The sequence below is a fragment of the Clostridium aquiflavi genome (genome assembly GCF_031344075.1).
GTDB lineage: Bacteria > Bacillota > Clostridia > Clostridiales > Clostridiaceae > Clostridium > Clostridium aquiflavi.
In genome coordinates this window covers 71524-86165 of sequence record NZ_JAVJAN010000014.1, presented here as the reverse complement: position 1 = coordinate 86165, position 14642 = coordinate 71524, and the positions used below count along the sequence as shown (strand labels likewise).

The 14642-nt window shown below is 28.6% G+C and carries 10 protein-coding genes; all 10 read left to right on the top strand.

The features are described from left to right. Nucleotides 1–470: 470 nt before the first annotated feature. The 10 genes from RGC78_RS06785 to RGC78_RS06740 all read left to right on the top strand — a co-directional run bounded on the left by RGC78_RS06785 (nucleotide 471) and on the right by RGC78_RS06740 (nucleotide 14459). On the top strand, nucleotides 471–1916 hold the full coding sequence (locus tag RGC78_RS06785; RefSeq protein WP_309556290.1) for a glycosyltransferase family 39 protein: 1446 nt from the start codon (nucleotides 471–473) through the stop codon (nucleotides 1914–1916). A 106-nt stretch (nucleotides 1917–2022) separates the two neighbouring features. Continuing rightward, nucleotides 2023–2328, top strand: a complete 306-nt coding sequence (locus tag RGC78_RS06780; RefSeq protein ID WP_309556289.1) for a nucleotidyltransferase domain-containing protein — start codon at nucleotides 2023–2025, stop codon at nucleotides 2326–2328. Beyond that, nucleotides 2309–2704, top strand: a complete 396-nt coding sequence (locus RGC78_RS06775; protein WP_309556288.1) for an HI0074 family nucleotidyltransferase substrate-binding subunit — start codon at nucleotides 2309–2311, stop codon at nucleotides 2702–2704. The genes RGC78_RS06780 and RGC78_RS06775 overlap by 20 nt, the downstream gene beginning before the upstream one ends. A gap of 408 nt (nucleotides 2705–3112) precedes the next feature. Continuing rightward, entirely contained in the window at nucleotides 3113–4588 is a 1476-nt protein-coding gene (locus RGC78_RS06770) for a protein adenylyltransferase SelO (protein WP_309556287.1), read from the top strand. Nucleotides 4589–4913: 325 nt separating this feature from the next. After that, nucleotides 4914–5708: a molybdate ABC transporter substrate-binding protein gene (gene modA, locus RGC78_RS06765; protein WP_035782327.1), complete on the top strand. Its 795-nt coding sequence runs from the start codon at nucleotides 4914–4916 to the stop codon at nucleotides 5706–5708. Nucleotides 5709–5750: 42 nt separating this feature from the next. After that, entirely contained in the window at nucleotides 5751–6560 is an 810-nt protein-coding gene (locus RGC78_RS06760) for an ABC transporter permease (protein WP_252214375.1), read from the top strand. A 20-nt stretch (nucleotides 6561–6580) separates the two neighbouring features. Continuing rightward, complete coding sequence (locus RGC78_RS06755) at nucleotides 6581–7618, top strand: ABC transporter ATP-binding protein (RefSeq protein WP_252214374.1); 1038 nt, start codon at nucleotides 6581–6583, stop codon at nucleotides 7616–7618. Nucleotides 7619–7639: 21 nt separating this feature from the next. Next, nucleotides 7640–8374 (top strand): Rossmann-like domain-containing protein, encoded by a 735-nt coding sequence (locus tag RGC78_RS06750; RefSeq protein WP_309556286.1) that lies wholly within the window; start codon nucleotides 7640–7642, stop codon nucleotides 8372–8374. Nucleotides 8375–8917: 543 nt separating this feature from the next. Further along, complete coding sequence (locus RGC78_RS06745; RefSeq protein WP_252214372.1) at nucleotides 8918–10726, top strand: S8 family peptidase; 1809 nt, start codon at nucleotides 8918–8920, stop codon at nucleotides 10724–10726. Between the two features lie 151 nt (nucleotides 10727–10877). After that, nucleotides 10878–14459, top strand: coding sequence for a S8 family serine peptidase (locus tag RGC78_RS06740; RefSeq protein WP_309556291.1), 3582 nt, complete (start codon nucleotides 10878–10880; stop codon nucleotides 14457–14459). Nucleotides 14460–14642 lie beyond the last annotated feature (183 nt).

Genomic DNA, 14642 nt, shown 5'->3' with positions numbered 1-14642 from the left:
AACTTAGGAATGCTAAAATGAGTATAGTCCCATTTTAGCTTGCTCCCAATATAAAATTGAGACAAGCAATAAATATGACAATATTAAAAGGAAACTCGACTTCGCTGAGTAAGTTTGAAAAGCTAAATGTAAAATTTAGATTCTCACTTAACAATTCTCAAAGTCCAATTACAATGCCACTTTACCTATTGCATATATCAACACACATTTAAAACATAGCCTAATTTTTAAATTATTGAAGAAACTTTTATTAATGGAAGTTACCCTTGAAAAAAGATTTTTGACTTTTTCAAAGGTAACTTCTTTTAATTATATGAAATATAATTAAATATAGATAAATAGACATATAAAAACATAAATGGTAAACTTATAAAGAAAAATCCTTGTTTAGTAGAAGGTAAAATCTAGACAAGCACTTAATCTTGAATTGTTTGATAAATTTTATATGTTTGAAAGTTAAAGGAGTAAAAATGAATAAATTAGATAACTTATTTACTAAGGTTATGAATACAATGCTAAAAATTATATTATCAATTATAATTATAGCGAGCATTTGTATTTTATTTCCTATACTTATAGATAGCAATATTGGAACAATAGTATTTGCATTAGCTATAATAATTTCATTGTTATTTGGATATAAAATAATAAATTCTAACATTAGCTATAAACAAAAAATATTTGCATTAATATTGATATCAATTTTTATCAAAATTTTGTGGATTTTAAATGCAGATAATACACCAAATTCTGATTTTAAAGTCATGTATGAATGTGGTAAAAATTTTATATCAGGAGATTTAAGTTGTTTTAAAGGAATAGGCTATATAGGAAGGTTTCCACATTTAACTATACATGTTTTATATATGGCAGCAATACAATATTTATCTCCAGCAAGTAATTTGTTAATTATGAAGATGATAAGCTTGTTTTTAGGGACAATAGTAGTGTTAATTGTATATTTAATAACACTAGAATTGTTTAAAAGCAAAGAAAAAGCATTATTATCATTATTAATAGCAAGTGTATTTCCACCTTTTATAACTTATACTTCAGTATTTTGTAGTGAAAATTTAGCAATGCCTTTTTATTTATTAAGTATCTACTTATTTTTAAGAGGTATTGAATCTGATAAATATAAATTTCGATTATTTTGTCTAAGTAGCATATGTTTAGCTTTCGGAAATTTATTTAGAATGGTTGCTATTATAATTTTAATTGCATATACTTTATATATTTTAATTTATTATAAAGATAGAATATTTAAAAAGTTAATAAATATAGTCTTTGTTATTGTTCCATATTTTTTAATTATAGTTTTAGTTAGTAGCATTCTTCAAAAGGTAAATATTACAGAAAATCCATTATGGAGAGGAAGCGAACCTAAAATAACAAATGTATTAAAAGGAACTAATTTTAACAGCTTAGGTATGTGGAACGTTGAAGATGCAAAATTAGTAGAAGAAAATATAAATAACTATGATGAACTCAAACTAAAATGTAAAGAAGTAATACATTATAGGTTTACAACTGCGCCTACTATTAAAGTGTTGATTTTTTATTTGGGAAAATTAGGAGCACAATGGTGTATAGGAGATTTTGCAGGATCTCTTTGGACTCAAAAAGATGTTCCAAAAGAAAAAATAATATTTAAGATAGGAATTTTTGGTTCAGCACCTTTTCAAATATTTTATATTATAATATTGATTTTTATTTTTTTAGGATTGAAGAAGAGAAGTGTTATGGATTCAAACTCAAAATTAAATTTATTTTACCTAATATTTCTAGGATATATAGCTGCGTATCTAATTACTGAAAATCAAAACAGGTATGGATATATAATAAGTTGGTTATTTATTATCTTAGCTGTTGATGGAATTAAAGATAGGTTTTTATTTAAAGCAAAAGATGAATAGATTTATAATTTATTTAAAAATAATTATATCTTCTATAATTCTTGAAATAAAATAATAAGTATATTTATAATTTGCTTATGTTATAATTATATTAAAAAAATCAAAGGTGATTAATTTGAATTTAGATAAAAATATATTAGAAGAAATAATAAATATAAGTAAAAAATATGATTATATAAATAAGGTAGTTCTTTTTGGATCAAGGGCTAGAGAAGATAATATTTTAAAAAGTGATATAGATTTAGCTATATACTCAGATAAGGATTTAGGAGAATATATCGAGGATATTGAATTAAATACTAGAACATTACTAGAATTTGATTTTTCTGATATGAAAAATATAAAGGATGAATTTTTTAAAGAGCAGATTAATAAGGATGGTGTCACTATATATGAGAAACATAGATTTTAAATATATGAATTTAAAAAAAGCATATAATAAATTAATGGAAGTAAGTAAATTATATGATGGTAAAGATGAAATCATAAGAGATAGTTTAATACAAAGGTTTGAATTTACTTATGAATTGACACATAAAACACTAAAAGAATTTTTAACTTATTCAGGGGTGACATTAGAAAATTCATTTCCTAGAAACATTTATAAAAAAGCATATGTTAATAATCTAATTTCAGATGATCAAGTATGGATTAACTTATTAGAAGATAGAAATAAAACATCTCATATTTATAATGAAGAGTTAGTAAGCGATATTGCTAATAGAATAGTTAATTGCTATGTTGGAGCAATTGGTGAATTAGTGAGTAATTTAGAGAAAGTGATATAAATATATATTCAATCAGGGAGTAGGATACTCCTTATTCGTTAAATGATAATAGAATGCGTGATACAATGGAAAGCCCCTTGAATTAAGGGCTTTTCTTTGGTTTATGATAAAACTAATTGAGAACAAGACAAATTATTTAAGAGCTTAAGTGAAGCTTTTATTATAAATTCTATGAAGCATCTGCTTATGAAGAAAAATTGCTCATTATAAATATATATAGAATATATAAACAAGTTAATATTATTGATGAAATAATAGTGTAAATTATAGCAATAAAGATTAATAAGAAAAAAATTTATGTATAAACTAATGAAGTAAACTATAGCTATTTTTATAATTTAGCTATAAATATGTAATTGTAAGAATATTTAGTGTTTTATTACAAATGTAAATATTAAAGGAGATAAAATGAATAATAAAAAAGTAATTACTAATGCTCATTTGAATTTAGAAAATACGTATATTAAACTTCCTAAAAAACTATTTTCAAAACAAAATCCAAGCGAAGTACCAAGTACGAAGCTAGTAGCATTTAATAGATCACTAGCAAAGAATCTAGGGTTAAATGAAGAGTTTTTGCAAAGTGATGATGGAGTAGATTTTTTTGCTGGAAATAAAATTTTAGAAGGTACAGTTCCAATTGCACAAGCTTATGCAGGTCATCAATTTGGACATTTTACAATGTTAGGGGATGGTAGAGCCGTTCTTTTAGGTGAATTTATATCAAAAAATGGAGAAAGATTTGATATTCAACTTAAAGGCACAGGTAGAACGCCATATTCAAGAGGTGGAGATGGAAAAGCCACTTTAGGGCCAATGCTTAGAGAATACATAATAAGTGAGGGCATGTATGGGTTAGGAATTCCGACAACTCGTAGTTTAGCAGTAGTTTCAACAGGGGAAGATGTAATAAGAGAACAAATTTTACCAGGAGCAATTTTAACACGTATAGCAAAAAGTCATATACGCGTTGGTACATTTCAATTTGCTGCAAATTGGGGAACATTTGAAGAACTTAAAGCATTAGCTGATTACACTTTAAATAGACATTTCAAAAAGGCAGAATATGAATGTAATCCTTATTTATATTTACTTAATGAAGTTATAAAGAGTCAAGCGAAGCTTATTTCAAAATGGCAGTTAGTGGGATTTATTCATGGAGTTATGAATACTGATAACATATCTATTGCAGGAGAAACGATTGATTATGGTCCTTGTGCATTTATGGATGTCTATGACCCTAATACTGTATTTAGCTCTATTGACATTAATGGGAGGTATGCTTATGGGAATCAACCTAAAATAGGAGCTTGGAACTTAGCTAGATTTGCAGAAACATTGTTACCATTATTAGACGAAGATTTAGAAAGGGCGACCAAGATGGCTGAAAATTCAATATCTAAGTATAGTGATTTATATAATAAATATTGGTACGCGGGAATGAGAGCAAAGCTTGGAATATTTAATGAAGAAGAAGAAGATAAAAAGTTAATACAATCTCTTTTAACTATGATGAAAAGATTTAAGGCAGATTATACAAACACTTTTCGTAATTTAACATTAGGAAATCTAAATGATATAGATATGTTTAAAAGTGAAGAATTTAAGATGTGGTATGAATTATGGCAAGAAAGATTAACAAGGCAAGATGAATCAAGTGAAGAATTAAAGAATCTAATGGAACAAAATAATCCAACAGTGATACCACGTAATAATAGAGTAGAAGAGGCCTTAGATGCAGCAGTTAAATATAATGATTATGGTGTTATGCAACGTCTTGTAGATGTTCTTAAAAATCCTTATGATTATTCAAATATCAATGAATATTATTCTACATTACCAAAATCAACAAGTTGTGCATATAAGACTTATTGTGGTACTTAAATGAAGATAAAAATGCAATACATTTCTAAACTGCCCAATGTCTACTTGACAGAGGGCAGTTTATTGTTGTGGGTTATTTTAATTTGTGGAAAATAAAGAAGAACTTAATATGTTTTTAGATAAAATATTTATAATAGAAAATTATAATAAATTTAAATAAACAGTCATAGAAATAGTTAATATGTTGAAAAATGAAAAAATAGATATGGAATTTATTGACTGGGAAATAATGGAGTGGTATTCTATTTGTATAGAATACGAAAGAAGATGGTAACATTAGAGTGAAAGGGGCTAAAATGAATTACTAGAAGAGAGGATGATTTTTGTGAAGAAAAGGAATTCACTGATTTTAATTTCAACATTGTTAATAGTTGCTATTATGTTAGGGGGATGCGGACAAGCATCAAAACCTACTACTGCAAATAATGAAAAAGACAAATCTTTATTAATTTATTGTGCTGCAGGTTTAAAAAAGCCAATGGATGAAATAGGGGAAAAATTCGAAAAACAAAATGGTGTTAAAGCTGAATTTACTTATGCTAATGCATCAGATCTTATAGGTCAAATGGAGATTTCACATAAAGGAGATATTTGTGTATTACCTTCAAATAAAGACTATGAAACAGCAAATAAAAAAGAATTAACGCTAGATAAAAAGGACTTAACATATCATACGCCTGTAATTGCTGTGCCTAAAGGAAATCCACTTGATATAAAAAACTTACAAGATTTTTCAAAGTCTGGAGTCAGAGTCATCTTAGGAGACCCTGAAACATCACCATTGGGGAAATTGGCTATGAAATTATTTACTAAAGTAGGTATTCAAGATGAGGTAAAACCTAATGTTGTTTCAACAGTTTCTACTGTAAATGAGATAGTAACCTATCTTTCTATGAAAAAAGCAGATGCTTCAATTGTTTGGGAAGATAATGCTCTTAATGCAGCTAAAGATATAGATTGCGTTCAAATTCCAAATGAACAAAATTCAGTTGAAAAGGTAAATATAAGCACTCTGAAAAGTTGTGAAGATAAGGAGCTGTGTCAAAAGTTTATTGATTTTACTAATTCAGATGAAGGAAAGGCTATATTTACAAAAAATAATTTAAAACCTATTGAATAACATGTAAATGTTTACTTTAAAGTAGTATTGAGAGGCTAACTAATGAGATTTAATAAAAATTTAAAAGACATTTTTTTTAAAACATCTATATGTATATTTCTTTTGGTTTTTATATTATTTATAATTTTTGCAATATTTGGAGTATTACTAAGAGGCATTCCTAATTTAATAGAAAGTCTCTTGGATAAAGAAATTCAGTTTGCAATTAAGTTAAGCTTTTTTACATCAACCATATCAACAATAATTTGTTTGATGTTTTCTATACCTATATCATATGGATTAGTTAGGTTTAACTTTTGGGGTAAAAAAATTATAAATGCAATAGTACAAATGCCAATTTCAATTCCACCAATTGCATCAGGAATAGCTCTTCTATTACTATTTACTACAAAGCCTATAGAAAATATTGTTAGTAAATTAGGAATGGATCCTGTTTTTTCTGTATATGGAATAATAGTAGCTCATTTTTTTATTAATACTCCATATATGATAAGAATTTTAAAAGTAACTTTTGAAAGTATTAATCCTAAATTAGAATTTGTTGCTAGAACACTTGGTTATAGCAGTTGTGAATCATTTTTTAAGGTAACGCTTCCGTTAGCAAGAAATGGGGTGATTTCAGGAGTTATAATTGTATGGACTAGTGCATTGGGTGAATTTGGTACTGCTCTTATGCTTGCAGGAGCTATTCGTATGAAGACAGAGACATTACCAGCAGCAATATTTTTAAATTTAGCTGGTGGGGAACTGGATAAAGCGTTAGCAGCAGCAACAATATTAATAATTATGTCTATAGTATGTTTGTCTATTTTTCAATTGTTTGAAAAGAGAAATACAGAAAATATAAAATAATACTAAAAAGGAGTTATTTCATGCTTAAATTAGAGCATATTTATAAAAAACTAGGTAACTTTACACTTAAAGATATAAGTTTTGAAGTAAAAGAAGGGGAATATTTTGTTATATTAGGACCTACAGGAGCAGGTAAGACTATAATTTTAGAAATAATAGCAGGAATTTATAATTTGGACAAAGGGAATATATATATAAATAATAGAAATTTGAATAATGTTCCACCAGAGCATAGAAATATAGGATTTGTATATCAAGATTATTTGTTGTTTCCTCATTTATCTGTAAGAGAAAATATACTCTTTAGTTCTAAAGTAAAAAGCATGTCTAAAAGTAGTGCAGAGCAAGCTTTATTTAGTATATGTGAAATGCTTAATATAAAGCATTTATTGAATAGGAATATATCTATGTTAAGTGGAGGAGAACAACAACGCATCGCTTTCGCAAGAGCTATTATTACTTCACCACAAATACTATTATTGGATGAAGTCAGCAGTGCACTTGATCCTTGTACTAAAGAAATTTTTCAACAAAACCTAAAAAAAATGCATAAAAATCTAAATACTACAACTATTCATGTTACTCATGATTTTAATGAGGCTTTGTATTTAGCAGACAGAATAGCAGTTATGAATAATGGAGAAATTCTTGAAATTGGAAGTCCAGAGGAAATATTTAAACATCCTTCATCAGAATTTATAGCTAAATTCACAGGATTTAGTAATCTATTTAAATGTAAGGTAAGTGATAGAAGAGCGATTTTATCAAATGATGTGAAATTTGTTGTTAAAAATAACAGTGTACTTAATGAGGCAGTAGCTGCAGTACGTGGTGAAAATGTTTTTCTGTTCTTAGACCCTAGAACTCAAAACTTTGAGAATAAATTCAAAGGTAGAATTGTTGAAATTATTAATCAAGGCTTTATAAAAAAAGTTATAGTTGATGTAGGAATTGAATTAAACTCCTTTGTAACAGAAAAATGCATTGAAGATTTAAAGCTAAATCCAGGTAAAGAAGTATATGTGGGAATTAAAGATAGTGATATACAAATTTTGTAATAGAATTATGGAGGCAATAATATGAATGAAACAGAATTTTATAATAGTTTATTTAATAAATTTATGAATATAGTTAATGATAATAATTTTTTAAATGATGAGGTTAAGGTAAAAGGAAAGGCTTTAAAGCCAGAGGAAGCTATAGGAAATCCAGATAGAAAAGATTTTCCTATTATAAAGGGAAAGGAAAAACTGCTTGAAGCAGATTTTAGAGGCCAAAAAGGTCAAGCTTTTACGGATATGCCTAATAATTTTGAAGGAACTTTAAAACAAATTATTGAAATGCCTTTAAAAACTAATTTTGATACAGCGGTATATATTGCAACTTTAAATGCTGTATGTAGATATTTAAAATTAACAGATAAAACTATTCATTGCAAGGATGGAGAACCAGAAGTATGTGCAGAGAAATTTGCTTATTATATTAAAGAGAAGTATGGCAATCCTAAAATAGCGATGATAGGGTATCAACCTGCAATATTAGACAACCTTTCTAAAAAATTTCCACTTAGAATTGTAGATTTAGCTTGTGATACAGTAGGTAAGATTAAATACGGTGTGTTAGTTGAAGATGGAAATAAATCTATAGATGATTTGTTGAATTGGTGTGATATAGTAGTTGCCACAGGTAGCACAATAGCAAATAAAACAATAACAAATTTTTTAATTGATAAACCTACTATTTTTTTTGGTACAACACTTGCAGGAGCAGCATCTTTAATGAATCTTGAAAGATTTTGTTCATGTTCAAAATAGTAGGTATAATGTTAATTAATACGGTATATGATATCTTTTAGTTAGCTGCAGTCTATAAATTAAATATTTAAATATAACTGGAAATTTATTTTCTAGTTATATTTTTTTATGTAAATTATTAATTTTTAAAAATATAACGTTTAACTATGTGAAAAATAATTATTGCGTCTGCAAATGAGTGTAGGAATAGTATAGATTAACATATAAAGAAGAGTACAAATATAATAAAAAAAGATGTTGCTATAAAATAATTTTTTAATAACTTTATAGTAACATCTTTTTTATTATTTGGAAATTTGTAGAATTTTTAAAGTATGGAATACTGCTATGATATGCTGTTAGAGATTTTTAGAATTAAAGAGTTTTACCTAGTATTAATTATTTAGCTATCATTAGCATATTCTATATCAGTTACCTATTTCAATACAATAATTAAAATGTAAATGAGTCTAGCAAAGAATATACAAGGAGGAGATTAATATAGATGGATTAGACTTATTTAAGGATAAAGAAGATGTTAGATTAGAAGAAGATATAGGAAATATGCCAAATGAACTTTTTTTTGCACTATTAGATACTGTATATATACTTATAGAATATAAAGGTGATATTGTGAGTATGGTGAAAAAAATTCCTAATGCTCGTGTTGCTATTGTTGATAAAAATCGTGCAATATTAGCAGTTATAGGAGATGTACAGGAAGTAGTTGATGAACTTTTTGAAGTAATTGTTTATGTTAATCCTAGTTCACTGTATACATTGTGTGATATTTCACCAGTAGAAGCATCGGGAGCAACTAGCTTTTATAACAGTGCTTACTTACCACTAAATGGGTCAGGGGTTATTGTAGGTATAGTTGATACTGGTATAGATTATTTAAATGAGGAGTTTATTAATGAAGATGATACTTCAAGAATTTTAACTATTTGGGATCAAAACATAACTGCGGGAAAAAATCCAGAAGGACAGTTTGTAGGTAGTGAGTATACTAGGGAAGAAATAAATAAGGCTATTAAGGCTAAAAGAGATGGACAAGATCCCTATGCTATAGTGCCTTCAAAAGATGAAAATGGTCATGGCACAAACATGGCATCAGTTGTGGGAGCTAGAGGTGTAAATCCAGCAATTATAGGAGCTGCACCAAGATGCGATTTTGCTATTGTAAAATTGGGAACTGCTCCTGAATTATTAAGGGAAGCTTTTGGCGTGTATGGTAATGCACCAACTTTTTCAACTTCAGTTTTATTTTTAAGTATGAAGTATTTATACGATTTATCTTATAAGTTAAAAAAACCTATTGTAATACTTTTACCTTTAAGTGGAATTAGAGGTGCCCATAATGGATTATCTATTACTGAGAGATATATAGATGAAATTTCAAGAGTAAGAGGAATAGCTGTAGTTGTACCAACTGGAAATCAAGGAGATGCAGGTAACCATGCTTCTGGAAAGATAAATAAAAAAGGTGATACTAAAAGTGTTCAGATTAAAGTAGATAAAAATCAAAAAAATATAAATTTTGAAATATGGGTTTCTAAACCTGATAAATTTGCATTATCAATTGTTTCTCCTTCTGGAGAAATAATTAGTAGAATGCCACCTAGTCTTAATAAAATAACAGAAATTAAATTCCTATATGAAAGTACTATAATATATATAGAATACTCTATACCAGAAGTACTAACTGGTGAGGAAAAAATTACAATTAATGCTAGAAATATAAGGGAAGGAATTTGGACATTTCAGCTTATAGGAGAATTGGTTATAAGTGGTCAGTATGATGCATATCTGCTGCAAAGAGAATTATTGGCTCCAGGTACGAAATTTTTAAATCCAGATCCATATATAACATTAACTATTCCATCAACATCATCATATGCCATATCTGTTGGGTATTATGATCAAAATAATAATTCAAATGTAACAGAATCCGGTAGAGGATATACAAGAGATGGGAGAGTTAAACCAGAGATAGTAGCAGGTGGAGTAAATACTTTAGTAACTGCTGTAGGTGGTGCAACACAAGCTATCAGCGGATCTAGTGTAGCAGCAGCGGTCGTAGCAGGATGCTCAGCACTTATATTTCAGTGGGGAATTATCAATGAAAATGACAAAAATTTATATGCCACAAAAGTTAAAACTTATCTTATTGCAGGCACATCAAAGCGAGAAGGTGACGTATATCCTAATCCACAATGGGGATATGGCATGGTTAATATGAAGGGGGTCTTTGATAATATTAGATTAAACGTTAATGAGTTTATAGGCAATAATGATATAGTTATTGAAAAAACAATAGGTGAAAATGAGTATTATGTTGGTAATTTATTTATAAGATTACCCAGAAAGTAATTAGTTAAAAATGATTGATGAAGTTCCCAAGGAATTTATCTATTAGTTAATTTAGAGTTTACAATTGAAGTTAAAAATATAAATGCTAAATGGTTTTTTATTAAGGAATATTTGAATAATCTATTATAGATAGCTATATTTTCAGGAGGAGATTAACATAGAAATTAGCAAGTTTGATTCTAAATTAAACTTATTGAATAGAATACCAGAACAGTTACTATATAAGGTAACATCTTTAGCACAAAATGAAAAAATTAATAAAGGAAATATAGAAATAGTAGTTTTGTTTGGAAATAATTTGGATAAAGTAACGAAGTCTGTGGAGCAGATAGGTGGTATATTTGAAAATTTAGGTTTTGGTTTTGGTATTGTTACTTTAAAGTCAGAAGACATACGCAAAGTATCTCAGATAGAAGGTGTGCAATATGTAGAGTTACCAAAAGTTTTATTTACTTCTGATTTTGAAAGCAATAAGGCTTGTTGTGTTCCAAATGTTTGGGATAGGTATGGCTTAACTGGAGAGGGTGTACTAGTTGGATTTATTGATACTGGTATAGATTATACTCATCCTGCTTTTATAGATGAAGATGGCAACACGAGAATTGATTTTATTTATGATTTAGGAGAGAATAAAAAAGTTTATGATAAAGTTCAAATAAATGAAGCCTTAAAATCAACAGATCCATATGCAATTGTAGATGTAAGAGATCATATAAATCATGGAACACATGTGGCAGGAATAGCTTGTGCAGGAGGTAAAATACCAAAACAAAATTATGGTGTAGCTTTTAAAAGCTCAATTGCTATGGTGAAAATTACTAGATATGGTTTTTTAAATTTTGCGTTAAGTACTCAGATTATGAGAGGAATAAAGTTTCTTGTAGATAAGGCAAATGAAATTAATAAACCACTTGCTATAAATATTAGTTTAAGTACTAATGATGGGGCCCATAATGGTACTAGTCTTTTAGAACAATATATAGACACTATATGTAAGCTTGAAAGAGTAGCAATGGTTATTGCATCAGGAAATGAAGGAGAGGCAGCTCATCATGTTGGTGGTGAATTAAGCGATGTGAATGTAATTCCATTTGGTGTAGCAGATTCTGAAGTAGCAATAAATCTACAATTATATAAACCACTTTTAGTTGATGTTTCTATTGAGATAGAGAATTCATTAGGTGAAAAAAGTGGAGAAATAGTCCTTCGTGATGGATATAGAGAAATTAATATAGGCGTTGATAAATGTATTATTTATAATACAGGACCTAAGCCTTTTGATATAAATGGAGAAATATCTATAAGTATTTTGCCAAGTTCAGAATCTTTACCAAGTGGTGAATGGAAATTAATTTTAAAAGTTCTTAATAAATATAGGGGAGTATATGATATATGGCTTCCTATTACAGAAGCTCTTAATCCAAAAACAAGGTTTCTTAAGCCAGATGTATATAATACCTTAGGAATTCCAGCTACAGTAGAGAGTGTAATATCAGTGGGTAGCTATAACAATAGAACAAATACTTTTTCATCTTTTTCAGGTAGGGGAAAATTTTATAAAACTTCATTTACAAAACCAGATATAGTAGCTCCAGGAGAACAAATATTATCTACAGTATCAGATAATGGGTTTGATACTAAAAGTGGAACTTCAATGGCTGCACCTCATGTAGCAGGAATATGCGCATTACTTTTACAGTGGGGAATAGTTAAGGGCAACGATCCATTTCTTTATGGAGATAGGCTTAAGTATTATCTTTCAAAAGGTGCTAAAAGAGACAGGACAGAGGTACTTTATCCAGATCCTAACTGGGGTTATGGCATTGTATGTGCTTATGATTCTTTAAATTTACTAAAATTAGCGAATGTTAGAGGTGAAAATACATCAAAAAATAACATGGATAATATTACAGATGAGGAGTTTTTTACATTACAAGACACTATCTTTGCAACTATAGAATATCAGGGGGATATTGTTGGTGCTGTAAAAAAAATCACCAATGCTCGTATTTTTATTGCTGATAAAAATTATGCAATATTAGCGGTACAAGGAGATTTAAATGAAGTAATTAATAAACTTTTTGATGTAATTATTTATGCAGTTCCTACTGTATTGCATACATTATGTGATATTTCACCAGTAGAATCATCGGGAGCAACTGTATTTCATAACAGTATTTACTTACCACTAGATGGTCGTGGCGTTACTATAGGTATAATTGATACGGGTATAGATTATTTAAATGAGGAGTTTATTAATGAAGATGACACATCAAGAATTTTAGCTATTTGGGATCAAAATATTTCTACTGGGAAACCACCTGAGGGCCAGTACGGAGGTAGTGAGTATACTAGAGAAGAAATAAATAAAGCAATTAAGGCTAAGAGAAGTGGTGAGGATCCTTATAAAATAGTACCAGCAAAGGATTCAACTGGTCATGGTACTAGTATGGCAGAAATTATAGGAGCTAGAGGTGCAAATCCAGAAGTTAGAGGCGTAGCACCGAAATGCAATTTTGCTGTTGTAAAATTAAGTCCTGCAGTATTATCATTAAGAGATGACTTTGGGGTATACGGAGATATACCTGCTTTTTCAACTTCAGTTGTATTTGCAGGTATTAAGTATTTATATGATTTATCTCGTAGGTTAAAAATACCTATGGTAATACTTGTACCTTTAGGTACAAATAGTGGTCCTCATAATGGACTATCCTTTATTGAGAGATATATAGATGAGATTTCAAGGGTTAAAGGAATAACTGTGGTTGTGGCAAATGGAAATCAAGGAGATTCAGATATTCATACATCTGGAACTATAGTTGAAACAGGTGATACTCAGAGTATTCAGCTTAAAATAGATAAAAGTCAAAAAAATATAAAATTTGAAATTTGGATGTCTAAACCAGATAAATTTTCATTATCAATTATTTCTCCTTCTGGAGAAGTAATTAGCAGAATACCACCTGCTCTTAATAAAATAACAGAAATTAAATTTTTATATGAAAGTACCATAATATATGTAGAATACTCTATACCAGAAACATTAACTGGTGAGGAAAGGATTACAATTAAAGCTAGAAATATAAGGGAAGGAATCTGGATATTTAAACTTACAGGAGAATTGGTTGTAACTGGGAAATGTGATGCATATTTAATTCAGAGAGAATTGTTAGCACCAGGTACAAAATTTTTAAATCCAGATCCATATATAACTTTAACTGTTCCATCAACATCAGCATATGCTATATCCACTGGCTATTATAATCAAAATAATAATTCTAATGTAAGAGAGTCGGGAAGAGGATATACAAGAGATGGTAGAGTTAAACCAGATGTAGTAGCAGGTGGAGTAAATGCTTTAGTATCTAAGGCTGGAGATACTGGAACACAACTTGTTAGTGGATCTAGTGTGGCAGCAGCTGTGGTAGCAGGATGTTCAGCGCTTATATTTCAGTGGGGAATTGTTAATGGAAATGATATAAATTTATATGCAACAAAAGTTAAAACTTATCTTATTGCAGGCACATCAAAACGGGAAGGTGATGTATATCCTAATCCACAGTGGGGATATGGTATGGTTAATATGAAGGGAGTCTTTGATAATATTAGATTTAAAATTAACAATAGTATAGAAGAGAAAAATATAGTTACAAAAAAAACAATATATGAAAACGAGTATTATGTTGGTAATTTATTTATAAGATTACCTAAAGAATATTTAATTGAGAGTTAGGAGTTGAGAATGAATTATGAATTTTCTGAGGAGTTTTATAATTCATTATTACTTCTCTAGTCTCAATTTTTATATTAGTGCATAGATAGTGAAAAGGGGGGATTAGTATAAAAAAGAGTAAGATTTATAAAAAAGATCATAGAAAGGATTCAGATGATGTTTTTACAGGAGACAATGTAACAT

What these genes read in the sequence shown, in the direction of transcription:
- RGC78_RS06785 (WP_309556290.1), top strand. Translation starts at nt 471, where the DNA reads ATGAATAAATTAGATAACTTATTTACTAAGGTTATGAATACAATGCTA.
- RGC78_RS06775 (WP_309556288.1), top strand. Translation starts at nt 2,309, where the DNA reads ATGAGAAACATAGATTTTAAATATATGAATTTAAAAAAAGCATATAAT.
- RGC78_RS06770 (WP_309556287.1), top strand. Translation starts at nt 3,113, where the DNA reads ATGAATAATAAAAAAGTAATTACTAATGCTCATTTGAATTTAGAAAAT.
- RGC78_RS06760 (WP_252214375.1), top strand. Translation starts at nt 5,751, where the DNA reads ATGAGATTTAATAAAAATTTAAAAGACATTTTTTTTAAAACATCTATA.
- RGC78_RS06755 (WP_252214374.1), top strand. Translation starts at nt 6,581, where the DNA reads ATGCTTAAATTAGAGCATATTTATAAAAAACTAGGTAACTTTACACTT.
- RGC78_RS06750 (WP_309556286.1), top strand. Translation starts at nt 7,640, where the DNA reads ATGAATGAAACAGAATTTTATAATAGTTTATTTAATAAATTTATGAAT.
- RGC78_RS06745 (WP_252214372.1), top strand. Translation starts at nt 8,918, where the DNA reads ATGCCAAATGAACTTTTTTTTGCACTATTAGATACTGTATATATACTT.